The sequence below is a fragment of the Polycladomyces zharkentensis genome (assembly GCF_016938855.1).
Taxonomy (GTDB): domain Bacteria; phylum Bacillota; class Bacilli; order Thermoactinomycetales; family JIR-001; genus Polycladomyces; species Polycladomyces zharkentensis.
Map to the genome: position 1 here is coordinate 48712 of NZ_JAFHAP010000010.1, position 24840 is coordinate 73551.

Annotated in this window: 30 protein-coding genes and 1 other annotated feature; of the genes, 6 read left to right on the plus strand and 24 right to left on the minus strand. The window is 55.2% G+C overall.

What is annotated here, in order from left to right; genetic code table 11:
* Positions 1-215 precede the first annotated feature (215 nt).
* The 6 genes from JQC72_RS11530 to JQC72_RS11555 form a co-directional block, all read right to left on the minus strand.
* Positions 216-797, minus strand: coding sequence for a GNAT family N-acetyltransferase (locus JQC72_RS11530; protein WP_205495795.1), 582 nt, complete (start codon positions 795-797; stop codon positions 216-218).
* Entirely contained in the window at positions 790-1545 is a 756-nt protein-coding gene (locus tag JQC72_RS11535; protein ID WP_205495797.1) for a YebC/PmpR family DNA-binding transcriptional regulator, read from the minus strand. Before JQC72_RS11535 ends, JQC72_RS11530 begins: the two co-directional genes overlap by 8 nt.
* Before the next feature lie 35 nt (positions 1546-1580).
* The gene (locus tag JQC72_RS11540; protein WP_302104800.1) at positions 1581-2432 is read right to left on the minus strand and encodes an NAD+ synthase; all 852 of its coding nucleotides are present in this window, start codon (positions 2430-2432) and stop codon (positions 1581-1583) included.
* Positions 2429-3286 (minus strand): nitrilase-related carbon-nitrogen hydrolase, encoded by an 858-nt coding sequence (locus tag JQC72_RS11545; RefSeq protein WP_205495799.1) that lies wholly within the window; start codon positions 3284-3286, stop codon positions 2429-2431. Before JQC72_RS11545 ends, JQC72_RS11540 begins: the two co-directional genes overlap by 4 nt.
* A 72-nt stretch (positions 3287-3358) precedes the next feature.
* Entirely contained in the window at positions 3359-4306 is a 948-nt protein-coding gene (locus JQC72_RS11550) for a protein kinase family protein (protein WP_205495800.1), read from the minus strand.
* A gap of 13 nt (positions 4307-4319) precedes the next feature.
* Positions 4320-4877, minus strand: coding sequence for a LysM peptidoglycan-binding domain-containing protein (locus JQC72_RS11555; RefSeq protein ID WP_205495802.1), 558 nt, complete (start codon positions 4875-4877; stop codon positions 4320-4322).
* A 221-nt stretch (positions 4878-5098) separates the two neighbouring features.
* Here JQC72_RS11555 and JQC72_RS11560 point away from each other — a divergent pair, with 221 nt between their 5' ends.
* The 3 genes from JQC72_RS11560 to JQC72_RS11570 are packed head-to-tail and all read left to right on the plus strand — an operon-like array spanning position 5099 to position 7821.
* Positions 5099-5917 (plus strand): GDSL-type esterase/lipase family protein, encoded by an 819-nt coding sequence (locus tag JQC72_RS11560; protein WP_205495804.1) that lies wholly within the window; start codon positions 5099-5101, stop codon positions 5915-5917.
* Complete coding sequence (locus tag JQC72_RS11565; RefSeq protein ID WP_205495806.1) at positions 5907-6836, plus strand: ABC transporter ATP-binding protein; 930 nt, start codon at positions 5907-5909, stop codon at positions 6834-6836. Before JQC72_RS11560 ends, JQC72_RS11565 begins: the two co-directional genes overlap by 11 nt.
* Positions 6829-7821, plus strand: a complete 993-nt coding sequence (locus tag JQC72_RS11570; protein WP_205495808.1) for an ABC transporter permease — start codon at positions 6829-6831, stop codon at positions 7819-7821. The genes JQC72_RS11565 and JQC72_RS11570 overlap by 8 nt, the downstream gene beginning before the upstream one ends.
* A 213-nt stretch (positions 7822-8034) precedes the next feature.
* On the opposite strand, the gene JQC72_RS11575 is transcribed toward JQC72_RS11570, so the two are convergent.
* Positions 8035-8898, minus strand: coding sequence for a polysaccharide deacetylase family protein (locus tag JQC72_RS11575; RefSeq protein WP_302104801.1), 864 nt, complete (start codon positions 8896-8898; stop codon positions 8035-8037).
* Between the two features lie 208 nt (positions 8899-9106).
* On the opposite strand from JQC72_RS11575, the gene map reads away from it, so the two are divergent.
* Complete coding sequence (gene map, locus JQC72_RS11580; protein ID WP_205495809.1) at positions 9107-9853, plus strand: type I methionyl aminopeptidase; 747 nt, start codon at positions 9107-9109, stop codon at positions 9851-9853.
* A 6-nt stretch (positions 9854-9859) separates the two neighbouring features.
* Here the strand turns inward: map and JQC72_RS11585 are convergent, their stop codons facing one another.
* Positions 9860-10579, minus strand: coding sequence for a hypothetical protein (locus tag JQC72_RS11585; protein WP_205495811.1), 720 nt, complete (start codon positions 10577-10579; stop codon positions 9860-9862).
* A 65-nt stretch (positions 10580-10644) separates the two neighbouring features.
* Here JQC72_RS11585 and JQC72_RS11590 point away from each other — a divergent pair, with 65 nt between their 5' ends.
* On the plus strand, positions 10645-10929 hold the full coding sequence (locus JQC72_RS11590) for a cytochrome C oxidase subunit IV family protein (protein ID WP_205495812.1): 285 nt from the start codon (positions 10645-10647) through the stop codon (positions 10927-10929).
* 440 nt (positions 10930-11369) lie between these two features.
* On the opposite strand, the gene JQC72_RS11595 is transcribed toward JQC72_RS11590, so the two are convergent.
* The 6 genes from JQC72_RS11595 to JQC72_RS11620 all read right to left on the minus strand — a co-directional run bounded on the left by JQC72_RS11595 (position 11370) and on the right by JQC72_RS11620 (position 16478).
* A complete protein-coding gene (locus JQC72_RS11595) occupies positions 11370-11669 on the minus strand; it encodes a hypothetical protein (protein WP_205495814.1) in 300 nt (99 codons plus the stop codon).
* Between the two features lie 278 nt (positions 11670-11947).
* Entirely contained in the window at positions 11948-12856 is a 909-nt protein-coding gene (gene ilvE / locus JQC72_RS11600; RefSeq protein ID WP_205495816.1) for a branched-chain-amino-acid transaminase, read from the minus strand.
* A 236-nt stretch (positions 12857-13092) separates the two neighbouring features.
* Positions 13093-13971, minus strand: coding sequence for a prephenate dehydratase (gene pheA, locus JQC72_RS11605; RefSeq protein WP_205495817.1), 879 nt, complete (start codon positions 13969-13971; stop codon positions 13093-13095).
* Positions 13972-13984: 13 nt separating this feature from the next.
* Positions 13985-14926 (minus strand): homoserine kinase, encoded by a 942-nt coding sequence (gene thrB, locus JQC72_RS11610; RefSeq protein ID WP_205495819.1) that lies wholly within the window; start codon positions 14924-14926, stop codon positions 13985-13987.
* Positions 14919-15989 carry a threonine synthase gene (gene thrC, locus JQC72_RS11615; protein ID WP_205495821.1) on the minus strand — a complete coding sequence of 357 codons (1071 nt, stop codon included), beginning with the start codon at positions 15987-15989 and terminating at the stop codon, positions 14919-14921. The genes thrB and thrC overlap by 8 nt, the downstream gene beginning before the upstream one ends.
* Positions 15990-16028: 39 nt before the next feature.
* On the minus strand, positions 16029-16478 hold the full coding sequence (locus JQC72_RS11620; RefSeq protein ID WP_205495822.1) for an ACT domain-containing protein: 450 nt from the start codon (positions 16476-16478) through the stop codon (positions 16029-16031).
* A gap of 162 nt (positions 16479-16640) precedes the next feature.
* Here JQC72_RS11620 and JQC72_RS11625 point away from each other — a divergent pair, with 162 nt between their 5' ends.
* On the plus strand, positions 16641-17111 hold the full coding sequence (locus tag JQC72_RS11625; RefSeq protein WP_205495823.1) for a low molecular weight protein-tyrosine-phosphatase: 471 nt from the start codon (positions 16641-16643) through the stop codon (positions 17109-17111).
* Between the two features lie 205 nt (positions 17112-17316).
* Here the strand turns inward: JQC72_RS11625 and JQC72_RS11630 are convergent, their stop codons facing one another.
* From JQC72_RS11630 to minD, 10 genes are all read right to left on the minus strand, one after another.
* Positions 17317-17622 (minus strand): hypothetical protein, encoded by a 306-nt coding sequence (locus JQC72_RS11630; RefSeq protein WP_205496032.1) that lies wholly within the window; start codon positions 17620-17622, stop codon positions 17317-17319.
* 97 nt (positions 17623-17719) lie between these two features.
* A complete protein-coding gene (locus JQC72_RS11635) occupies positions 17720-18931 on the minus strand; it encodes a NupC/NupG family nucleoside CNT transporter (protein WP_205495824.1) in 1212 nt (403 codons plus the stop codon).
* Between the two features lie 23 nt (positions 18932-18954).
* Entirely contained in the window at positions 18955-20235 is a 1281-nt protein-coding gene (obgE, locus tag JQC72_RS11640; RefSeq protein WP_205495825.1) for a GTPase ObgE, read from the minus strand.
* Positions 20236-20251: 16 nt separating this feature from the next.
* Positions 20252-20986, minus strand: a complete 735-nt coding sequence (locus JQC72_RS11645; protein ID WP_205495826.1) for a Spo0B domain-containing protein — start codon at positions 20984-20986, stop codon at positions 20252-20254.
* 110 nt (positions 20987-21096) lie between these two features.
* A complete protein-coding gene (rpmA, locus tag JQC72_RS11650) occupies positions 21097-21393 on the minus strand; it encodes a 50S ribosomal protein L27 (protein WP_205495827.1) in 297 nt (98 codons plus the stop codon).
* A gap of 32 nt (positions 21394-21425) precedes the next feature.
* A complete protein-coding gene (locus JQC72_RS11655; protein ID WP_205495829.1) occupies positions 21426-21749 on the minus strand; it encodes a ribosomal-processing cysteine protease Prp in 324 nt (107 codons plus the stop codon).
* Positions 21750-21759: 10 nt separating this feature from the next.
* Entirely contained in the window at positions 21760-22071 is a 312-nt protein-coding gene (gene rplU, locus JQC72_RS11660; RefSeq protein ID WP_205495831.1) for a 50S ribosomal protein L21, read from the minus strand.
* A 9-nt stretch (positions 22072-22080) separates the two neighbouring features.
* Positions 22081-22150, minus strand: a sequence feature (ribosomal protein L21 leader region).
* Positions 22151-22225: 75 nt separating this feature from the next.
* The gene (locus tag JQC72_RS11665; protein WP_205495832.1) at positions 22226-23071 is read right to left on the minus strand and encodes a M50 family metallopeptidase; all 846 of its coding nucleotides are present in this window, start codon (positions 23069-23071) and stop codon (positions 22226-22228) included.
* Complete coding sequence (locus JQC72_RS11670; RefSeq protein ID WP_205495833.1) at positions 23064-23840, minus strand: M23 family metallopeptidase; 777 nt, start codon at positions 23838-23840, stop codon at positions 23064-23066. The genes JQC72_RS11665 and JQC72_RS11670 overlap by 8 nt, the downstream gene beginning before the upstream one ends.
* Positions 23841-24038: 198 nt before the next feature.
* Positions 24039-24833 (minus strand): septum site-determining protein MinD, encoded by a 795-nt coding sequence (minD, locus tag JQC72_RS11675; RefSeq protein ID WP_205495834.1) that lies wholly within the window; start codon positions 24831-24833, stop codon positions 24039-24041.
* Positions 24834-24840 lie beyond the last annotated feature (7 nt).

A 24840-nucleotide genomic window follows, 5' to 3' on the forward strand; every position in this document is an offset into this window, starting at 1 on the left:
TTTGTCAAGGTGAATGAAAAAATCAACACAAAAAGAGAAGGTGCAGTTCCCGTCACCGCACCCTTTGGGTTATGCCCGCCGTCCAAAACCGATCAAGCGAACGGATGATTTCATTGTATCATGATCGTCACGATTCGACATTTTGCAAACAGGCCCGATTTTCTGTTGAAACCAGGAGAAAATAACCTTTTTTGACTCCTTTCCTTTCTCTTTGATCATTTTTTGTGAAATTCCATGAAGAAATCAGCGGTGGTTCTTTTTGCCGTTCTCCCACTCTCTGCGTAACATCCCGTAAAGCCACATATCGTGGCGACGACCATCACGATGCAGGAATTCGCGGTAACATCCTTCCCGTTGAAATCCAAGTTTCTCGTACAACGCGACAGCAGGACGTTGTAGGCGAAAACGGTCAGTTGGACACGGTGCAGGTTGCATTCGTCAAACGCAAAATCCAAGATCAGACGTAAGGCTTCTTCGCCGTATCCGTTACCCCGGTGTTTTGGTCCGACCGAGATCGACAACCATCCCGTTCCGTGATTCCACAATATGTCCTCCAGTGTGACCGTACCTACCAACCGATTATCGTCCTTCGTACGGACCCCGAACAAAAAACTTTTCTCATCATTCCGATAACGATTAGCCCATTGCTCCAACCGCTCCCGTGTCATCGGCACCTCAAAGGCGGACAACATACGTATCCATTGCCCATCCGCATACCACTGTGCAATCACATCCAAATCGGAATCGGCAAGCGGGCTCAACCGAACCCGCTCACCGGCAAACAACGGTTTAACCATTGTATTTCTCCATTTCCTCTTCACTGATGTCGAAGTTGGCGTAGACGTTTTGCACATCGTCATGGTCTTCCAACGCTTCCATCAAGGCCAGCATTTTGGGAACGTCTTCTCCCGACAGCTGCACCGTATTTTGCGGCACCATCGTCACTTCGGCGGTGGTGAAGGATAATCCCTCTGCTTCCAGCGCATTTTTCACTTCCTCGAAGCTTTCCGGATCGGTCGTGATTTCATAGGATTGATCCGTCGTTTGGAAATCCTCCGCTCCGGCTTCCAACGCCACGGCCAAAATGTCTTCTTCGTCCTTGTCCGTTTGGTCCCGGTCGATTACCAGCAACCCTTTGCGGTCAAACATCCAGGCCACACAGCCGGATTCACCCAGGTTGCCGCCCCGTTTGGAAAAAATGTGCCGCATATCGGCGGCCGTCCGGTTGCGGTTGTCCGACAAGGCCTCCACCATCACCGCGACGCCGCCGGGACCGTACCCTTCGTATACGATATGCTCGAAATTGCTGCCTCCGTTTTCGCCCGTCGCTTTTTTGATCGCCCGATCGATATTGTCGTTGGGCATGTTTTGCGAGCGTGCCTTGGCGATGGCCAGGCGCAACCGCTGGTTGTTATTGGGGTCCGGGCCGCCTTCCCGTGCGGCGACGAAGATTTCGCGAGCCAGTTTGGCGAACAGTTTGCCCCTCAGTGCGTCTTGCCGTCCTTTACGATGTTGAATGTTTTTCCATTTGGAATGACCAGCCATGTTCCACACCTCTCCCCACAGCGTCATCCGTATTGTTACAAACCCCAGTCGCGCAGGTAACGGAAGTCGACGCCGATCGTGCGGTCTCCCAGCTTCAGAATCACCGGCAGTCGGCGTTTGTACTGGTTTCGCACGATCCGGCGGGTCACCCTTTCCACCAAATCGGAAGGGAACCCCAGCTCCGACAGCTGTTCCCGCGTATAGCGGCAATCGATCAAGTAGTACAGGAGCCGGTCGACGTCAAAGTAACTGAAACCCAGTTCTCCTTCGTCCGTTTGATCCTGCCACAGATCGGCACTCGGCGGTTTGGTGATGATTTGTTCCGGCACGCCCAGATAGGCCGACAGTTGGCGTACCTGCGTCTTGTACAGATCCCCGAGCGGATTGACCGCCGACGCCATGTCGCCGTATTGGGTCCCGTAACCCAACAACAACTCCGTCTTGTTGCTGGTACCGATTACCAAAGCATTGTATTGGGCGGACAGGTCGTACAGAATCGTCATCCGCTCACGCGCCATTTTGTTTCCCCGTCTGAGCGGGGTGGCATCGGGAAACCGCTCAAAATAGGCATCGATCTGCGGGGTGATGTCGATGGTGAGCGACGCTACACCCGTATCGTCGATCGCCGCCTGCGCATCGGCCAAACTGGACGGACTGCTCGATTTGTACGGCATCCGCACAGCCGTCACGCGGTCCTTGCCGAATGCTTCCACGCACAGATACAACGACAAGGCGGAATCGATGCCGCCGGACAACCCGAGGATGACCCGGTCGAATCCGGCTTTTTCCACCTCTTCCCGCAGCGCACGCGTCAAGAGATCGACGGTCAGTTTTTCATTTACCCGCAAATACGGCGCTTGCGTCAACATATCTTCGATCCTGTTCATGACCGGCTCCCCTCCTCCGTCCGCCGGGCCAAGATCCGGTTTAGTTCGCGCGCCGTCAATTCCACATCCTCGTCGCGCAACATCGGCATCTGGAAACGGGCCCGGCGAATCTGGTCGGGCTTGACGTCGACCAGCACCAAATCCGGATCGAACAAGGCGCCTTGCTTGATCAGACGGCCGAACGGATCGTAGGCCATCGATCCGCCGAAAAAGGTGACGCCGTCCTCTACACCGACACGGTGGGCGAAAAAGACATAAGACCCTTGCAACATCGCATGAGTGGAAAGCAGACGGTGCCACACCTGTTCGGAGCCCAGCCCTTCACTCCCCACGCGGCGAGCCGGAGAATTGGACAGGACAATCAGCCATTCCGCCCCGTCCTGGGCCAACAGATACGGCGCCGATACATGCCACATATCCTCGCAGATCAACATGCCCATCCGTCCGAAACGGGTATCGAAGCTGCGGATGCTCCGTCCACGCCCAAAATACCGGGCTTCGTCGAACATGCCGTACGTGGGCAGATACACTTTGCGATGGACGTGGACGATTCGGCCGCCGCTCGCATAGACACCGGCATTATACAAAATATGGTCCGGACTCTCTTCCACCATCCCGAACACGAGATCCATCTCTTCGGACAGCGCTACCAGCTCCCGGATCTCGGGATGGTCCATCGTCCGGGCCACTTCATACGTCAAATCTTGCAGTTGATATCCAGTCAAGCTGAGTTCCGGGAAGATAACCAGATCCACTTGATTTTCCTTCGCTTGTCGGATCATCTCCCGGTGCAATGCGAGATTGCGATCCAACCGCCCCAGTACGGGACGGATCTGCGCCAACCCAATTCTCATCGATCGGCCTCCTCAAAACAACAAAAAAAAGGCTTATGAAATCATTCTTCATGATACCATAAGCCTTTCCAACTACCAAGATCTTATTGTTTCGAGAAATCGCTGCCATTGGTCACGGTCCCGGACGATCTGTCTGAGGTAGGGCAGGGATTTGTCAAGTGCGTATCCTCTCTTCTCTTTGGCGAGACCGATCGCTTCCCGAAAAAATTCATTGGGAAACGAAAGCAGAGCGACGAGCAATGCCTTGTCCCGGGCGGAAAGAGGACGAACCGCTTCGTACTCGGCCAGGAGCATCCGATATACATCCGATTCCCAGCGATGTTCGGACAGTGTGCGGGACAACAACTGCCATACATCTCCCAACTGGCAGTCATAATCGGCAGTCTCAAAATCGATCAGCCACAATTGTCCCTTTGTATCCGACACCCAATTGTGACTGGCCAAATCACGGTGTGCCAAACGGTGAAGGCGACGATCCCGCGCCACCCGTCCGCGCAAATCCAGCGCACTCAGCCGCGACATCGCCACCACCCCGGCTTGAAAAAAATAAGGACCGTTTGTTTTCAACAAGCAGGCCAACTCATGACCCGTTACTCCGGGTGTCGTCATCGTCCGATAAAACTCGCGCAGCCGGGTGTCCAAACGCTCTTCCAGCAAATATTCCCCCTGATGATACGACCGGGTCTGCAAACCGTCTCCCAATCGATGGAACCAGGCCAGTTGACGCACTGCTTTTCGTGCATCCGACAGCTTTTTATACGAAGCCGGTTGTCCCGGGATGAGCGGTGTCAACACCCATCGTTTCCCGTCCGTCCTGATCTGCGGCATCAGATGGAAGCCGCGCATTCGCATCTCCCGGTCCACCCGCAACCACCAGTGCAGGTGAGGAACGTGCCGCACCGGTTTGGCCACCCAATCGCCTCTGGAGGTGCGTACCCGCCATAAGCGCCGAAACGGTTCCGCTCCCCAGACCGGCGTGCCCAACACATCGGCCACCCGCATCAGGTCTTTTTCTTTCATACTCCCTTCCCCGTCAATATTCCGCTGATGAACTTTCCGCCGTCTCCACCGCGCTTTCCCATTCAAAAGCGGGTGATGTCGGAGATTCCTCCACGGCATGGGTTCGCGACAGTTTGGACCGTTGTCCCGGAGAAGACGGAACCCCCGGTGACTGTGACGGCCACCCGTACCAAAAAGGCGGGTACATCGGCGGAGCATACGTATGATAATCGGGTGTGTAGGGAAACACTGGCGGACAGAAGCCGGCCGGGGGATTTGGCAAGGGCGGTATACCGGAACGAATGGGTCTCGGAAAACCGGGTGGCTGGACCGGTGTCGGAATGCGCGGGACAACGGGACGACGGGGAGGAGGATCATACTGGCGGGAAGATTCCATCTCACCTGCGATTGCTTTCGAGCAGGCGGTATTCACCTTCACCCGACCGGTAGGCATTTTCACTTTGGTTCCCGGCGTCAATTCGTCTCCGTCACTCAACTGCGGGTTGAACTCTTTCAATTTGGCGACGGAAACACCGTAACGCGCCGACAGATCCTCCAGTGTTTCCCCCGATTGCACAATATGAATTTTCATTTGTTCTTCCCTCCCAAAAGGCTCCGCTGAAAAGAGGAACACGCTCCGACGATTCGGAAGCGTCCAGTATCACGGGCGAACATCTTCTTTACATCATATGCACCTGTGGGCGATTTGCTCACTTTAACAAAAATGTTGCGATTTCGTTGGAGTGTGTAGTTGACGAGTTCGGGCGCAAATCGATATTGTAGGCTTGAAACCCTTTGACAGGAGCGATTGAGATGAAAATCAAACCAAATCCCGTATGGTTTTTGGTCAGCATGCTCTCCTGTACAGCCTTGCTCCTCTTTGCAGGTGGATTTGTTCTCGGTGTCAGAGAGATATTGTCACCACCGGACGCACCGTCCGTCCCCGCTTCTGCCGGCAAACAGGAGCGGACGAGTGTTACTGCGGGTAACGGGCTCCTGGTCGGTATGGGTGATTCATTGACCCGGGGGACGGGGGATCTCTCCGGTAAAGGGTATATCGGGTACGTCCGGGATGCCCTGGAAAAGCAAACCCGGCATCCCGTAGGTCTGGTCAATCTGGCGGTCAAAGGTCAGACCTCCAGCCAATTGGCGCAACAAACCGACGAACCGCGTGTTCGTCAACTGGTACGTTCCGCCCGCTGGATCACCTTTACCATCGGTGGAAACGACCTGTTCAGGGGGAGCGGTGGTCCGGACCGCATCAACACGGATGCATCGGAACAAGCCCTCCGGCTGTATGAGCGAAATCTGCGACACATTCTGGACAATATTCGCAAACACAATCCGAATGCTCCCGTTTTCGTGTTCGGTTTGTACAACCCGTTCGGGGACTTGGCGGGAAATGACCAAACTTCCCGTCTCATCTGGGAGTGGAACCATACACTGCAACGCGTGGCCAATCAGTATCCCCGTGTGGTGGTGGTACCCACGTTCGACCTGTTTCAACTGAATCCCGGCCGATATCTTTACAGCGACCATTTCCACCCCAACTCGGACGGTTATCGCTTGATGGCCCAACGGTTGATCCAAGTGATGAATCCGTCAAGCGGAGGTGACACCCATGCCCAATGAATCCACACCCGTCTTGTCGGTTGAGGATCTGACCAAAACAATCGGTTCGCGTACCATCGTGGACCGCGTTTCCTTCGAAGTAAACCCTGGGGAGATCTTCGGCTTTCTCGGACCCAACGGCGCGGGGAAAACGACCACGATCCGCATGCTGGTCGGGCTGATCCGGCCCACTGCAGGATCGATCCGCATCGCCGGCCATGATTTGCAAACCGACTTTTTGCGTGCGATCCGCCATGTCGGTTGCATCGTGGAAAATCCGGAGATGTACCCCTACCTGACCGGAAGAGAAAACCTGGAGATTTTCGCCCGTATGCAGGGAGATGTCAGCACGGAGCGAATCGAGGAAGTCGTCCGGTTGGTGGAGCTGGAGCACCGCATCGACGATCGCGTCAACACCTATTCACTCGGGATGCGGCAACGGCTCGGCATTGCCCAGGCCTTGCTGGGGCGTCCCTCGTTGCTCATATTGGATGAACCGACCAACGGACTGGACCCGGCCGGAATCCGAGAGCTGCGGGCGTTTGTCCGGCAATTGGCCAAAACGGAAGGCATCAGTGTGTTCATCTCCAGCCACATTTTGCATGAGGTGCAATTGATGTGCGACCGGGTCGCCATCATCCACCAGGGCCGCTTGGTCAAAACCGGTACCGTCCAGCAGTTGTTGGCAGGATACCCCCGTGTGGAGTGGCGCCTGCAATCCGTTGAGAAAGGCGAACAGGTATTGCGTTCCCTACCCGATGTAGTGGTCTTGGAGACAACCGAAGACGGCAACGTGTTGACACAGATGCCGGAAGAGCGAATTGCCCAAGCCAACCGCGCCTTGTTGGAAGCGGGAGTGGACGTGTTCGGCATCTGGCAGAAACGACCCACATTGGAAGACTTATTCCTGGAGACGACGGAGGGGAGCCACATTGCGTAATTTCGCGGGTTTGGTCTACAACGAACTGCTGAAAGTGTTGCGCAAACGGCGAATCCTGGTCGTCCTGCTGATCTTGGCCGTACTGATTCCCATCTTTACCTACGCCCAATACCGCACCGTGCAAAATACCGTGAAACAGTTGGGCACCTCCGACTGGCGTGCCGTCGTGCAACAACAAATCATCGACATGCAAAACCGCCTGTCTTCCAGCCGCGTGCCGGAGGAATGGAAAAACTGGATTCGCCTCAACATACAACAGCAACAATATTACCTGGATCACAACATCAACCCGACCAGCCCCGGAGCACCCACATTCGTCCGAAAATTTGCGGAAGAATCGTTGTCCCTTTTTCTCCCGCTGCTGGTGGTGGTGATCGCATCGGACATGGTTTCATCCGAGTACGGGGCGGGCACCATCAAATTGCTCCTCACCCGGCCGGTTCGCCGCAGTCGCGTATTGTGGAGCAAGTTTGTCGCCCTGCAGTTGGCGGTGGCACTGATGTTGCTGTTGAGTGCCATTTTGTCTTATGTGATCTCCGGGGCGCTGTTCGGATACTCCGGATGGACGATGCCTGTGCTCACCGGTTTTCAGGAGCGCGGCGGAGAGCTGATCACCACGCATGTCCATCTGGTGCCGCAATGGCAATACATTCTGATGAGCTACGGACTGGCATGGTTCGCTTGCGCCGCTGTGGCCACCATCTCGCTGATGGTGTCGGTGTTGGTGCGCAGCACGGCCGCCAGTATGGGCATCATGATGGCCGCCTTGATTTCCGGTACGCTGCTTTCCCAGCTGGCCCCTTCCTGGTCTGCGCTCAAATATCTGGCTTTCACCAATCTTGAGCTGACCAATTTTCTTTCCGGCTCTCCGACAATGGTGGAGGGGTTGACGCTTCCTTTCTCCCTCGTCGTGCTGTCTCTCTGGTCGCTGGGCAGTCTTGTCGTCGCTTTTACCGTTTTCACCCGGCGCGATGTGTTGGCATAAGCTCCAGCACAGGAAGGAGTTACGGGCAAATTCCCTTGAGAGAAGCGTACTTTGTCCGCATCCTGCCCCCGGTTCGGATCGGTCACGCCTGATGAAGCGAGCCGGAAACGTGATGCAAGACGGTATGGATCAGACACGCCTCGCCGTAATAACGGGAACCGCACCTCTCCCTGCACGATCCAAAGGGACGCCGGGTTGCGCGTTCCCGTTTTGTCATCCATATGCCCGGATATCGAGCAGTTCAGATACCCTGACAAAGCGGTATCCCTCGCGGCGCAGACGCTGAATGATGCCGGGCAAGGCCTGTACCGTGTTTTGCAAATGGCCCCCTCTTCCCGTGGCCGAATGCATCAGAATGATCGATCCGGGACGAACGTGCGACAACACATTGGTCGCAAGGGCCGTCCCCGGAATGCCTGACCAATCGAGACTGTCCACATTCCACAAAATGATTTTGTACCCTTCCGCCACTGCCACCCGGATCACCGTTTCACTCAATGCGCCGTACGGCGGCCGGAAAAAACGGGGTCGCACGTTACCCACCCGATTCATCTCGCCACTCGCTCTCTGCAGTTCCGTTCGGACTTGTCCCGCCGATTGCCGCGACATCTTGGGATGACTCCACGAGTGATTGCCCACTTCGTGCCCTTCCCGCAACATGCGTTGAAATACGCCCGGATAACGTTGAACCCGTCTGCCGACGACGAAAAAAGTGCCTTTGACCCCTGTTCGACGCAAGACATTCAGAATCTGCTGCGTGAATACCGCATCCGGTCCGTCGTCAAACGTCAGGGCCACTTCCCGTCTGTTCATCGGCCCGCGCAAAATGACATCCCGGGGATAAAGCGAGGCCCAATCGATCGTCCGCGAATAGGGCGGACGCTGCCCGGGCCGCTCCGGCCCGCCGGAAAGCGGAGGCAACTGGCTGACTCCCGCCGGTACGGTGGGAATGGAAGGCGGAACGGAGAACGGAGTGAGTATAGAAGGGAACTCCATTCGCAGCGTGGGAGCCGGAGTAACAACAGATGGCCATGCCGACGTCATCCAGGGGAAATGGGGATTGCCGTAACCGAACATGCCGCACCCTCCCGATGAGTTGACACAGTGTAGCCTATGGGCGCATGGGCGAATCGGTGACAAATCCGCCGGAACGGTTGCCCCTGACTGGATTCTGTTGTCGGCAATCACTTGCGAAACCGGCTCTCCATCCATGATCCCATTTTTGTCAATCTCCCGTTCGGTGTCATACGCTGTAAAAAACCACGAATCGAGAATCGGAGGACCCATGATCACGATCAAAACGGCTGAACAATTGAAACACATGCGGAAAGCGGGGCATTTGCTCGCGCTGTGCCACAAGCAAATCGCCCGGCGCATCCGGCCGGGCGTCACAACGCGGGAAATCGATTCATTTGTCGAGCAGTTTTTGAAAAAACATGGGGCCAAACCGGCACAAAAGGGGTACATGGGGTATCCGTACGCCACATGCGCATCCGTCAACGATGTGATCTGTCACGGATTTCCCGATGAAGAGCCGCTGAAAAACGGTGACATCGTCACCATCGACATGGTGGTCAATCTTAATGGTTGGCTGGCCGATTCCGCTTGGTCCTACCCTGTGGGGACCGTTTCCCCACGCCCGCGCAAATTGCTGAAGACCACCCTGCAGGCGCTGGAAGCCGGTATCCGCCAAGCCGTGATTGGAAATCGGATCGGTGACATCGGTCACGCGATTCAATCATTGGCGGAAAAGGAGGGTTTCTCGGTGGTTCGACAATTTGTCGGTCACGGAATCGGGCAACGGATTCACGAAGACCCTGTCATCCCTCACTTCGGTCGCCCCGGCACCGGCCTGTGTTTGGAAGAAGGCATGGTGATCACCATCGAACCCATGCTCAATATGGGCGATTGGCAAGCCAAAATTGATTCCAACGGCTGGACCGCCCGCACAGTGGACGGGCAATGGTCCGCCCAATATGAACACACGGTCGCCATCACATCGGACGGACCGCAAATATTGACCAAGTTGTAGGAGCGGTTACCGGTCTTCCACTCGAAGCGGACCGATCTGCATCGGCTGAAAGGACAACGCCTGGTCTGGTTCCGCTTTGGTATCGATCAGTTGATATTGAGGACGGATCGTCCGTTTTTGCAGGTTGATGGGTGCCACGATCAGTGCATCTTTGTAAGTATCCACCACAACAACGGGTTGCGGTTTTTTCGACACCAAATACCACTGCTGATTTTCGGCGACCAGTTCACCGCTGATCCGTGCAGTGATCACCACCAACACGACAAGCACCAGTATCCCCGCCAGCAACCGCCTCCTGTGCAAACACTCGAACAGCACCCCGATCGCCGCGACGTTGAAAATGCAAAGTCCCCACCATTTGTAGGGGTGTTCCCAGTCAAAAAAGAATCCCATCTTGACACTCGTTACAAACCACAACGACAACGGGATCAACAGCGGGAACACAAATCGTCCGTACTGATGAATCCATGGAACTTGCAAGGACAAGATACCCAGCAGACAAATTAACACGATGATACTGACAGATAAGATCAGTGTATTGACGCTGATGTCCGCATACATGGACGGCAGACGGAAATACGACTTGTACCCGATCTCGGACAAGTACGCGGAAAAGTATCCCAAACCGGTAATGACACCCAACAACAATCCTTCCGGCAAAGAAATCCGCAGCGGACTCATCCGTTCCATGAGTTCATGAAGCCATCTTTCTTGTTTTGCTTCCACGTCGTATCGCTCTCCTTTTATTGCGCCATACTGTAAAAAAACATCTATCGCGCAAGGTGAACAAAATGAAATCAACCAACACCAACCACACTGAATTGCGTACCATGCTGCTGTCCTTTGCGGCCATGGTGGCGCTGAGTGCTGTCGCGTTTGCCCTCGTTTGGCTGCGGATGCCGCCCAATATGGTCATCCCGGTGATCTTGATATTGGCATTTGTCCAAGTGATTTTGCAACTGTATTCCTTCATGCATCTCAAGGAAAAGAAAAACAACGCTTTTCCCATACTGTTCATCAGCAGCGGCATCTTTTTCGGTCTGGTCTTCGCTTGGTACATGTGGTATACAAAGTGATCACGGAAAAGCTTCCGGGTAACTCGGGTGAGCCTTTTCCTTGCTCTCTGCTGTTTCGCCCCAACCTCAAGGTTTAGGCTGGCGACGAACCAGTGATGCCGGGAACTGCCGTTCGGCCTGGTGACGTCTCAATTGAACACGGGATGTGGCTGATCATCCTGTATGTATCACTTTCCCGCTCTGACCTGCGCCCTGCAAGCATACAGATCAAGGACACTTGGAATCAGGGGGCGCAGGACGGGCAATGCATGTTCGCTCAAAAGACTTTTACCATGCGATGGGGTACCTGCGCTTTCGGGACCGATACGCAGTCGGGCTTCGGAACTCGCTTATCTGAACGATGGCGTCTGCATGAATGTCCAAACGGTCACCGGGAATCAATCTCTCTTAAGCACAGTCAGGGATGCCCATGATCCCCAAGAACCGCAATTGATCATCTGTCATGCCGGTTGTTGGGGGTTGACGGCATGCAAATGGCGCCACTTTCGATCCAGCAGCGTTTTCGCTTCCCGAACCGCCCGACTTTTCCAGTGCTCATGCTTTTTCAATACCCACCCGACAACGGGACGGTCTCCCATCCAGATCCGTTCTTCCAAATAAATCTCCCATTGAAAACAACCCTTTTTTTTCACTTTGGCACGTAACGTGGAACCGGATGAATTCGCTAATTCCAAAAAGACCCAGTCTCCCAAGGCCCCCTTGATCTCCACGGTGATTATACGACGGTCGGTGTTGAGCATGAATGTGTTCTCCCTTCAGCCGATCACGGTGCATCTCTCTTTTGTTTTAACGTATGTCACAGCCGGGTGCAACCGGTCTTTCCCCGCACGACGGTTGACATGACACCGCTTGGTGAAGCTAGCACTACAAATTTCTGGTATTCAGTTATCATGGAAATGGGATTGGACAACCACATGGTGGATTTCGGCCCGGACCATTCGGACCGGGTGTTTTTTGAGACAAAAAAAGCAAGGGGCGCGTTGCTCCCTTGCTTTTTTTGATACCCTTCAATTGACCGTCATCCGGCGTGTACCCCGACGGCGGATTCCGGGTAAACCTTTACGCCGTCCACCCGCACCAACCGACGGAACTCCGCCAGCAGTTGGCGTGTGATGGGACCCGGTTTGCCGTCGCCGATCTCCCTGCCGTCCACGTTGACGACCGCGATCACTTCGGCGGCGGTTCCCGTCAAAAACGCCTCATCCGCCACATAGACGTCATGCCGCGTAAACGGCTCTTCCTTGACCGGGAGTTGCAGCTGATGGGCCAAATCGATGATGGCTTGGCGGGTGATGCCCTCCAGCGCTCCCACATAGCCCGGCGGGGTGTACAGCACACCGCGTTTGACGATGAAGATGTTGTCCCCCGATCCTTCCGCCACATAGCCGTCGGAATTCAACATCAGGGCTTCACCCACACCCGCGCGGTTCGCTTCGATTTTCACCAAGATGTTGTTGAGGTAGTTGAGCGATTTGATCTTCGGATTCAAGGCGTCCGGTACGTTCCGACGGGTCGGAACAGTCACAATATGCAGACCCTTTTCATAGGTTTCCTGCGGAAACAGACGAACCTGATCAGCGATGATGATCACTTCGGGCCGGCTGCATTTTTCCGGGTCCAAACACAACTCGCCCACACCACGCGAGACGATCAATCGGATATAGGCATCGCGCAATTGGTTTTTCCGCACCGTTTCCACCACGGCTTGTTCCATTTCCTCCAACGTGTAGGGAATGCGGAGCATGATGGACTTGGCCGAATCGTACAAGCGTACGAGATGCTCCCTCAGTCGGAACACGTTGCCGTCGTAAACACGGATGCCCTCAAACACACCGTCCCCGTATAGAAAACCGTGGTCGAACACGGATACCTTGGCATCTTCTTTTTTGACATACTCTCCACTCATGTAAACCCATCGTTCTGTCACTCCAAGACCCCTCCCGAGAAAGTAAAAATAAAAAAGCCTTTTCCGTGCAGGTCAAACGAAACGTCAGAACCTGCCGCACGAGGCTTTTATCCCCACGGTGTACACCGGCTTAACGGTGTTGATACCGCTCGGTCGCAGACCTTCGCCGACCCGGCGAAGCGGAACCCTAGGTATCCTCCTGACTGAGCAATGATTTCGAATATTGAGGATTATTATAAACCCCCTCCCGCTTGATGTCAACGGGAGAGTGATTGAACAGATTGTGAACGATAGCACGGATACGATCCCAATACACGTACTTTACAGCCAAACGCCTCAATCTCGGCGATGGCTCCTTTCAGCAGAACATGCTCTCTTTCCATTTCGGCATCAATGATAAAGTAATAATTCCCCAGACCCGTTTTCGTTGGGCGGGATTCGATTTTCGTCAAGTTGATCTTACGCCAGGCGAATGTTGCCAGCACTTGATGCAGCGCGCCGGGAAAATCACTGGCCAGGGTCACGCACAAACTGGTTTTCCACTGACCGGGCGGTGTGCGGCGTGCCGGCAAAGGGGAGCCCACCGCGATAAAGCGGGTGTAATTGTTTTGGAAGTCTTGTACATCGGCTGACAGTATATGCAGGCCATAGCGCTTGGCGGCCTGCCGCGTGCCGATCGCCATCCACGCCTCGGTCGGATGCCGGCTCACTTTTTCCGCCGCTTCAGCCGTGCTGTTGGCATATTCCACCTGAACCTGCGGATAATGACGGCGCAAATGCAGCTGACATTGCGCGATCGCCTGCGGGTGGGAGATGATCCTGTTCCACGCCTCCTTCTGACGGTTGGCTTGCGATGGATGCACAAGCAGGCACTGGGTGATCGGATGAACCAGTTCACCAACGATGGGAACATCCACTTGGTGAATCAACCAATCCAGGGTCAGGTTGACCGCCCCTTCGATGGCGTTCTCTACCGGAATCACACCGTGCGTGCATTCCCCCCGGTCGACTGCCGACAGCACATCCGGGATGGTGGGATACGGCATCATGTGGACGGGCTGATCCGAAAACAGTTGACATGCCGCTTCGTGCGTGAATGTACCTTCTGGTCCCAAATACCCTACCGTCGGTTTCATCGTTCCTCTCCTTTTAGATGTTTCCCATGAATGTACCCCATTTTTTGAATGTTGTCAATCGGACAGTCGCCCCGTCAGGCCAAGGCTTCAACACTTCGATACGGACGGAGGTGCCCTCCTGGCCAAATACTTCTCTCATAAAGGCTACGAGCGGCTCGGTCTCGCGGGCAAAGGCGATGACCGTCGGACCGGCTCCGCTCAATGCCGCCCCCCATGCACCGTTTTGCGGCGCCTCGCGTAACACCCGCTCCATCCCGGGGATCAACGAGGCCCGATAAGGCTGGTGAAAACGATCCCGCATCGCTGTCTGCAACAATTCCCATTTGCCGGTGAAAAAGGCGGCCGTCAGCAAGTTGGCCCGACTGCTGGCCAACACCGCTTCATCGTGCGGCAACTCAGGCGGCAGTACCTGCCGTGCCCGGGAAGTCGGCAAGGGATAAGCGGGGATGGCCGCCACCACGTCCCAACCCGGGCAGGGGGCTTGCACAACATCCACCCGCTCGCCGTCCCATGAGCCGATCACCACACCACCCAGCAGTGATGCACCCACATTGTCCGGATGACCTTCACGCTTGGTGGCCTTGAGCAGGATTTCCTCCCGATCCCACGGCTCACCCAACAGATGATTGGCCAACAAAAGACCCGCGATAATCGCTGATGCACTGCTCCCCATCCCTCTCATCAACGGGATGTCGCTTTCCGCTTGGATGTGGAGAGGAGGAGCCGTTTGACCGACCGAACGGAACGCGTCTTCCACCACCTGCAACAGAAAGTTTCGTCCGTCCTGCGGTAATCCTTGAAGATGCGGGCCGATCAGCTCCAGCTCCGTCCGTTCCGCGGGATACGCCCGGATGCGGAGGAAACGGTTCAAGGCCATTCCGATCGAATCAAATCCCGGACCCAGGTTGGCTGTGCTGGCCGGCACTGCAATTTCCACGACTTTGTGTTCACACATGGAAAACACCTTTTTCCTTCAGGATTTCTTCCAACACCGCATCCATCGTGCAGGGAATCACCCGCGGCTGCACCGCTGCCGCCTCCAATGCGGTGGACGGATCTTTCAACCCGTTACCGGTCAGTACACACACCACCTTGGAACCGGGACGCAATACTCCTTGCGCCCACATTTTCATCACACCGGCTAACGACGCGGCCGAAGCGGGTTCAGCGAAGATGCCTTCCGAACGGGCCAGCCTCCGGTATGCGCTGAGGATCTCATCATCGGAAACACAATCGATTCGTCCGCCGGACTCTTCCGCCGCCCGTACCGCCAAATGCCAACTGGCCGGATTTCCGATACGAATGGCGGTGGCGATCGTCTCGGGACGTTCGATCGGTTCACCGCGGACGATCGCCGCAGCCCCTTCGGCTTCAAAGCCCCACATGTGCGGCAAACGGTCAATCTTGCCTTCTTTTTTGTATTCCACAAACCCCTTCCAGTAAGCGGAAATGTTGCCCGCATTGCCAACCGGAATCGCCAGGATGTCGGGGGCTTCCCCCAACTGATCGCACACCTCGAACGCCGCCGTTTTCTGTCCTTCCAACCGGTAGGGATTGACCGAGTTCACCAACGTAATCGGATGTTGGTCAGCGATTTGGCGCACCAATGTGAGTGCCTGATCGAAGTTGCCTTCCACCGCCAGCACTTCAGCCCCGTAGACTACGGCCTGGGACAATTTCCCCAAGGCGACATGGTTATTGGGCACCAATACGATACAGCGCAGTCCGACCCGCGCGGCATACGCAGCGGCGGAGGCGGAGGTATTACCCGTCGATGCGCAGATCACCGCCTGGCTGCCCTCTTCCACCGCTTTTGCGATGGCCATCACCATGCCGCGATCCTTAAACGAGCCGGTCGGGTTTGCTCCCTCCACTTTGAAATACAGTTCCACTCCCCATTCCTCGGATAACTTTTCCGCTTTGACCAGTGGCGTGTTTCCTTCCTGCAGGGTGATCATGGGCGTTTGATCGTTGATCGGCAGATATGGTCGATAATGATGCAACAGTCCTCTCCACATGTTTCTCTCTCCCTTTGTCCCCATCATCGTGAGGGAATTTTATTCGCCTGAACCCACCAGCATCGCACGGCTGACACCGTCCAACTCCTGCAGCCCGTCGATCAGACGGGTAACATCGGTCCTCAGATAGACGGTATCCACCGACATGGTGACGTTGGCCACTCCTTGCAACGGAATCGTCTGGTGTATAGTCAACACATTGCCGCCATACTCCGCCAAGTGACGCAACACTTGGGACAACACACCGGAACGGTGTTCCAGCGTCAGCGAGATGGTAACGATCTTGGATTTGACCATCGCATTGAACGGCAAGATCCCGTCTTTGTATTTATAAAACGAACTGCGACTCAAGCCCACCCGTTCCACGGCTTCCTGAACCGTGCGAACCTCTCCCTTCGCCAGCAACTGTTTGGCATCCACTGTTTTCTGTATCGCTTCCGGCAACAGCTCACCCTTGACCAAATAATAGGCATCCGCTTCAAATCCCATGCGATGTCCTCCTGTAGTAGACAGTTGTTTATTTGCTTTGGACATTATAAGATGTGAAAGCGTTGTCAGGCAAGTGTTTTTTTGAAACGTGTGAAAGAATGCCGAACCGATCGGACTGTGATACCATAGAATTCGTCACCATTTACAAAGGAGGGAGACAGCGTGATCTCCGTGTTGTTCGTCTGTTTGGGCAATATTTGCCGCTCACCGATGGCGGAAGCGGTCTTCCGACACATGGTAAAAGAAGAGGGGTTGGAAGATCGAATCCGCGTCGATTCAGCGGGCACGGGTGACTGGCATACAGGTGAACCCCCTCACCATGGTACACGCCGCATCCTCAAACAATACGGCATCTCCGACGAAGGCATTCGCGCCCGTCAGGTGAAAAAGCGGGATTTGGAAGACTTCGACTACATCATCGCCATGGACGACAGCAACTTGGCCAACCTGCGCCGCTTGGCCGACCGACATCACCAACGACTCTACCGGTTGACAGATTTCATCCCGGACACAACATATACGGAAGTACCGGACCCTTACTACACGGGAAACTTCGAAGAAGTATACGAGCTGGTTTCCGCCGGTTGCCGCGGTCTCTTGGAACGAATCAAAGAGGAACAGGGATGGAAGTGATACAGCTGAGGCAAGGAGAAGGAGTGTTTTCCCGGAGCCGCACCCGTATCGCAAGTGAATGATCAACGTCTGTTTCAGGAACATGCCAGCGTACTCTCCCTTCCGACGGAAGGGAGTTTTTTGTTTAGCCCATACCTGAGAGGTTCATACTAAGGGGGAGTTTCATCAAGGGAGCGGTGCAGACGTGCGCGGATTCCGAAACCGATCAAGAAGAAAAAAGTATCGCCGGCCAGATCCCCATCCGGATGTGTCCGTCCCGAAGAATACGCGGTTGTATGAGGAGCTGGAAGCCAACATCAACGAGTTGAGAGAGCAGTTCGGCCACAGTACGGACCTGATGATCCGATTTGCCGAAATGGGAAAAGAACCTCAGATCGACGTCGCTGTTGTCTATATGGACGGATTGGTGAATGAACAAGCGGTCAGTCAGTTTGTCATGCATACGTTGTTGATTGACTCCGCCGGTCAGCAAGGCGCCATCACCAGGGAAACCGATCCCCCAAATTTTCAAGTCTGTGCCCCCCCGCCGCGCTTGTCGATGGTTATTATGCCCCTTCCCACAAAAAAACCGACAATCCCTTCGGACTGCCGGTTGTCAACCTTGATTCTCATACCAACATGCCGGCCATGGACGCACTCAACAGCGAACCCATCATACCGGCAATCATGGCGCGCAAACCGAAACGGGCCACATCGCTCCGACGGTTGGGAGCGAGTGAACCGATCACCCCGATCTGAATCGCGATGGAGGAGAGGTTGGCAAATCCGCACAAAGCAAACGTGACGATCGCCACCGTTTTTTCCGACAAATGCGGAATTTGCGGGCCAAATGCAGTATAAGCCACAAACTCGTTGAGAATGAGCTTTTGCCCGATATAACCGCCGGCCTGAATCGCTTCCGACCATGGCACCCCCACCACAAACGCGATGGGAGCGAAGAGGTAACCCAATACTTTTTCCATCGACAATCCGGGTACCCCCACCCAGTTGCCGATGCCACCCAATATCCCGTTCATCAATGCGATCAGCCCGATAAACGCCAACAACAATGCGCCGACGTTCAGTGCCAGTTTCAATCCGTCAATCGCACCCCGGGCTGCCGCATCGATCACGTTGACGGATTCGTTGTCTTTGGCCATGCGAATCTCCTCATCGGCCAGCGGGGTTTCCGTTTCCGGCATCACGATTTTGGCCATGACCAAACCGGCGGGTGCCGCCATGATGCTGGCCGCGAGCAGATAATGGAGCGGCACGCCCAACAGGGAATACCCCACCAGAACCGAACCGGCAACCGAAGTAAATCCGCCGGTCATCACCGCAAACAGTTCGGAAGAGGTAAGCCGGGCCAGATAAGGACGGATCAGGATCGGTGACTCCGATTGTCCGAGAAAAACGGTCGCGACCGCGGTCAATGACTCCACCTTACTCGAGCCCATCAACCAAGAGATGGTACCGCCCAGGATCTGAATGATCCATTGCATGATGCCGAGATAATACAGCACCCCGATCAGAGAAGCGAAAAATATGATCACCGGCAGTACCTGAAGCGCAAAAACCGGTGCCTGATGACCTTCCAACAACGGACCGAACAGAAACCGGATGCCTTGGTCCGCATATCCGATCCCTTTCTCCACCTGTGAGCTGAACCATTGCAATGCGGCACGCCCCAACGGCCATTTCAACACAAAAAAAGCAAAAGAAAACTGTATTGCCAAACCGACAAGAACGGGACGCAGGCGAATCGCTTTCCTGTCAGTGGACATCAGGAAAGCGATTCCCAGCACCAACAGCATGCCGGCGATTCCCCACAAAATATTCACACCGAAACTCCTTCCCACGACTGTCAATCCGTAAATTCGAATTCCATGTCCCCGATCCGGATCGTATCCCCTTCTTTCGCCCCTTTTTCGCGCAGGGCGTCTTCTACGCCCATTTCCTTCATGATGCGCGCAAATCGGCGAACGCTGTCATAATACTGGAAATTGGTCCGTTTCAGGAGACGTTCCACCCGTTCGCCCTCCACGACAAACACGTCGTTTTCACGGCGAATCGTAAAGGGTTCTTCCGGCGGTTTGCTTTTGTACACTTTGTACGTTTCATCTTTTTCCGCCTCGATGGATGGTTGTTTCGGAATCCGGTCCAACAAGTCTGCCACACCGTAGATCAATTCGCGCAAACCTTGACGCGTCGCTGCCGAGATGGGATAGACGGGAATGTCCGGGCCCACCTTTTCACGGAAAGCCTGCAAATGTTCCTCGGCATTCGGTAAATCCATCTTGTTGGCCGCCACCACTTGGGGACGCTCAGCCAACGACTCCCGGTACCGTTTCAGTTCCTGGTTGATCTGTTTCCAGTCTTCCCACGGATCACGCCCCTCGGAACCGGCCATATCGATCACGTGGACCAATACCCGGGTTCGCTCGACATGGCGCAGGAACTGGTGTCCCAATCCGACACCCTCGTGGGCGCCCTCGATCAAGCCGGGTAAATCAGCCAAAACAAAACTGCGCCCGTCTCCTACATCCACCACGCCCAGATTGGGGGACAGTGTAGTGAAATGGTAGGCACCGATTTTGGGCCGGGCAGCCGACACGGCCGCCAATAACGTCGATTTCCCCACACTGGGATAGCCAACCAAACCGACATCGGCCAAAAGCTTCAACTCCAATTCCACCCACAGCTCTTCTCCCGGCTCGCCGTTTTCAGCGATTTCCGGAGCGGGGTTGACCGGTGTGGCAAACCGCATGTTACCCCGTCCTCCCCGCCCGCCGCGGGCGATGACCGCTTCTTGTCCGTGCACAGTCAAATCGGCGATGACCTCGCCGGTGTCGGCATTTTTCACCACGGTTCCCGGCGGTACGCGCACGATCAAAGGCTCCGCATTGGCACCGTGCTGCCCTTTGGATCGACCGTTTTCTCCCCGTTTTGCTTTGAAGTGGCGTTGGTAGCGAAAATCCATCAGCGTGCGCAGTCCTTCATCCACGCGGAAAATGACGTCACCGCCCTTGCCGCCGTCGCCGCCTGCAGGTCCTCCGTGCGGTACATACTTTTCTCGCCGAAAAGCAACCATTCCGTTGCCGCCGTCGCCACCCCGGACAAATACCTTGACTTGATCCACAAACATTGCTAGCCACCTGCCCTTACATCAACCGTGCCTTACCGGTTTTCGACCGATTCACAAACCGAATGATCCATTCGTTTTCCCCGTTGCGCTTCATCTCCGTACCATTTTGAAGGCCGCTTTGCACCTGCGCTTTTTCAATCGCATCCGTCAACGGTACCTGTGATGTCAACGTGATCAACAAGGTGTCACCGTCCGAATCGAACACCATCCGCACAGACGCATCCTCGGGAGCGTCAGTCGTCACATTCGTCAAGCATTTCGCCAGATTTTCCACATAGACGGCGGCGTCATCCCCCTGTTGGACAGACAAGTCGCCTGTTTCCATCAGGAATTCGATCTGCCAGCGCCAGCCGGGGGTATGACGAAGCAACTGGATCAGCGCCACCGCCAAGAGGGGATGGGGAATTTGGGAAATGGTCCGCTCCTGCTCCAGATCCTTTGCCAGACGAAGCAAATACGGACGAACGCGGTCGGTTTTGTTCATCGAACAATAACCCAGGAGTACTTGGATCTCGTTGAGCCAATCATGGCGCAACCGGGTCAACCATCGAAGCGCGGTTTCCGCTTCATGGACGAGGATGGTCCGTTCCGCGATGCGTCCGGCCCTCCGTTGCGCCCAAATCATGCATGCCCATACCACCGCTCCGAGGATCATTCTTCCCCACCAAGGCCAAGGGTAAGCAACCATGGCCACCAACATGATCCCCGCGGGGATCGTCGGCTTCAGCCATGCCTTCCACCTGTCCGGCACAGGTACCGACTCCCATCTTTTTTCAGATATTTTTATAGGCGTCCCTATTGTACTTCAATACGACCCATAAAAAAACCCCGGTAGAAACCGGGGCGCATATTTCCGTGATTTCAGGCTTGGACAACCGCTTCTTGCGGATAGACGGACACTTTTTTCCGGTCGCGTCCCATCCGCTCAAACCGAACCACACCGTCCACTTTGGCGAACAGGGTGTCGTCTCCACCGATGCCTACGCCAAAGCCCGGATAAATTTTGGTACCGCGTTGACGCACCAAAATGCTGCCTGCGGTAACAAACTGACCGTCTCCACGTTTCACACCGAGACGTTTGGCGATGCTGTCCCGACCGTTTTTCGTGGAGCCGACCCCTTTTTTCTGAGCGAAGAATTGCAGATTCATTTTCAGCATGGGTGTCAACCTCCTTTTCAGCCCCATCGGGCCTAACGATTCTCTATCCGAACATGATCCGGATACGCCTCGGCAATCTCGGCGAGCGAGTGAACCATCGCCTCCATCAGCAACTGCACGCGTTCGGCCGTATTCGGTTCCAGTTCGGGAATGCGACACGCGATTCTGCCTGCGGATTCGTCCGCTTCGTACACGCGGACACCCAACAGTTTTTCCGTCGCATTGACCAGGCCGATGGTGATCGACGAGACGGCGGCACAGACGATGTCCCGCCCCGGTTCGTCGAAATAGGCGTGGCCTTCCACGATCACCCGCTCGATTCGCCCGCGTTTCCGGAAAACATCCACCCGGATCATTTTATCTTCCTTACGCTTCGATCGCTTCGATCACCACTTTGGTGAACGGTTGGCGATGACCTTGTTTCCGTTTGTAGTTTTTCTTCGGTTTGTACTTGAATACGGTGATTTTTTTGCCTTTGCCGTGTTGTTCCACTTTCCCCTTCACCACGGCACCTTCCACGACCGGTTTTCCGACAACCGTACCGTCTTCTTTGGCCACGAGCAGGACTTTGTCAAAGGTGACGGTTTCACCTTCGGCCACCGGCAGTTTTTCCACATAAATCACATCGCCTTGTTTGACGCGGTATTGTTTGCCGCCTGTTTCGATGATTGCAAACATCCCGGTACCTCCTCTGCTCCAGACTCGCCGGCCAAGGGTGGATCACTTATGAACCCTTGCCGTGCGGTTGTACGCCTTTCCGGGAAAAAGCGTAAGTGCACAAAGAGCATCTTAGCATAAACCTGCGTCCTTGTCAAATCTGTTCCACATCCCGTTACAAGTCCCCGATACGCCGGTCATGCTCACTGTGGTCCAACAGCCGGGCCAGCACCGCTTCTTCCGGTATCACGCGTCGGGTACCCCGAACCATGATCACATGGTACGCTTCTTTCCGCCATGTTTTGACCACCGACAACAATGTGGCCCGCGGAGAAACACGCAGGGTAACCAAACGGGATGACGGCGGTGGCGGATGATTTTTTCGATTGACCAAAAAGCGCATGAATTGAAATTCTCGTTGCCGCCACGCCTGCCAATTGGCGTGCAATAAAAATACGGCGATCATGACGAGATTGACATGAATGCCGCCGATCCATCCCCACACCATCAGCATTCCGGCTGCAACGGTGCTGATCTTCACCGACCATGCCACCGCCTCCCGATACGGCAACACATAGCCCAAGAGCGCCTGCATCACCCGACCGCCATCCAGCGGATAGATCGGCAACAGGTTAAACCCGACCAACATCGCATTGAGATGGACGAAATAGCGGGTCCACTCCTGATCCCACCAACCGATCCACATAAACAGGCCGCCCGCCAATATCATCATCACATTGTGAAACGGCCCGGACAGTGCGACGATCAGTTCTTCATGAATGGGTACACTTCCCCATTCATCCGTCTTGACCACCCCGCCGAACGGCAACAGTTCCAAAGTCCCCATTCGCCATCCCAAGGACCATGCCGCGGTGGCATGGCCCATCTCGTGAATGATCACCAACACGAACAATGTCACGATTTCCAAAAAGCGTCCCATCACCACCGCCCACAGGATGACGATCCAAAACAGGAAATGAATGCGGACCTTCAATCCCTGCCACGGCAGGCGATTATTCAAACGGAATCACACCCGTGGGATCGACAAAGGTTCCGTTTCGGCGCAAAGCGAAGTACAGCAGGGGACGTCCGCCTGACCCACCGATCTCACCCAACAATTGTTTCCCGGTCACCCAATCCTTGGCCCGAACCCGGACCGTTTCCAACCAGCCATACCATGTTTCCCTGCCGTCGGCATGACGGATCACCACGGTTTTTCCCAATCCCGGTTTCGACCCGGCAAACACGACCCAGCCGTCCGATGCCGCAACAACGGGGGACGAATTCTTACTCTGGATCACCACGCCGCGTCCGTCCTCAGCAAAAGGTTGCGCCACTTTCCCTTTGACCGGCGTGTACCAGGACGGTGTCGGATTGGTGCGCTGATTGTCCGTCACCCCGGAAAAGGCCGGAAGCAAGTCTCCCGCTCTCCCTGCATACGTGCGATACCACTCAGCCACACCCGCAAAATTGAAGTCCCGATGGAGCGCTTCACTGATCCACGCTTGGGTACGGCGGCTCATGGCCGAATCGGATTGGAACACCAAATAGGTAAAAGAGAGGAGCAAAAAAGCTGCAAATGTTTGGTAGAGCAACCGACCGGTGTGATTTTTCTTCGGCTCCTCCGTCCACCATCCCGGCCGGTTCCACGGCGCACTCTCTTCCCGCCACCGGTCGCGCCGATCCGCCCACGGTCGGGAAGAGCGAAACAACAAGGGGGGCTGACCCTGTTGGATCGCCCTCACTTGCCGTTCCCGCCGCTTGCGGATTCCCTGGGCCCACTCCCGCATCTTTGACCCCATCCCTTCGTTCGGCATGTCCTTGGATTGTTACAAAGATATGAGACAAGCGGTTCAGTTATGCTCACATTGCCGTTGGAGGAAAGGGGGTGGACCCCAGAAAAAACGGGGGCATCATCCCCCGACCATGATGATCGATGAACCCTATATGCTGTACATGTCCGCTCCAGAAATTATGTACGAACCAAATCAGGCAAAGCCCAGCCACCTTTTCAATTTGGACATCACATTTCTCTCTTTGTCCAAAACCAAGAGCGGTACCGATTCTCCCTGAATTCGGCGCGCGATGTTGCGATATGCCTGTGCGGCCGGACAATCGTGATGCAGAACGATCGGTTCTCCTTGGTTGCCGGCACGGATGATGCGCTCGTCGTCAGGTACGACACCCAACAAGTCGATGGCCAAAACGGAAACCACTTCATCAACGTCCATCATGCCTCCGTCTTTGACCATTTGCGTTTTGAGACGGTTCACCACCAGCTTGGGGGCTCCCACCCGCTCCTTTTCCAGCAATCCGATTACCCGATCGGCATCCCGAACCGAAGCATTTTCCGGGGTGGTCACGACAATGGCCTGATCGGCACCGGCCACCGCATTTTTAAAACCGGTTTCGATCCCGGCCGGACAATCGATGATCACATAATCGAATTCTTCTTTCAACTCGCCGATCAATTTGCGCAACTGATGGGCGGAAACAGCTGACTTGTCCTTGGATTGCGCCGCCGGCAACAGATACAGTTCATCACATCGCTTATCACGGATCAGTGCCTGCTGCAAACGGCAATTTCCCTCGATCACGTCGACGAGGTCGTAGACGATCCGATTTTCCAGCCCCATCAGGACATCCAAATTGCGCAATCCAATATCAGTGTCAACCAAGCACACTTTTTTCCCCGATAAGGCGAGGGCGGTACCGACGTTGGCGGTCGTGGTGGATTTGCCCACACCGCCTTTCCCCGAAGTTACAACGATGGACTCCCCCACAACTTCT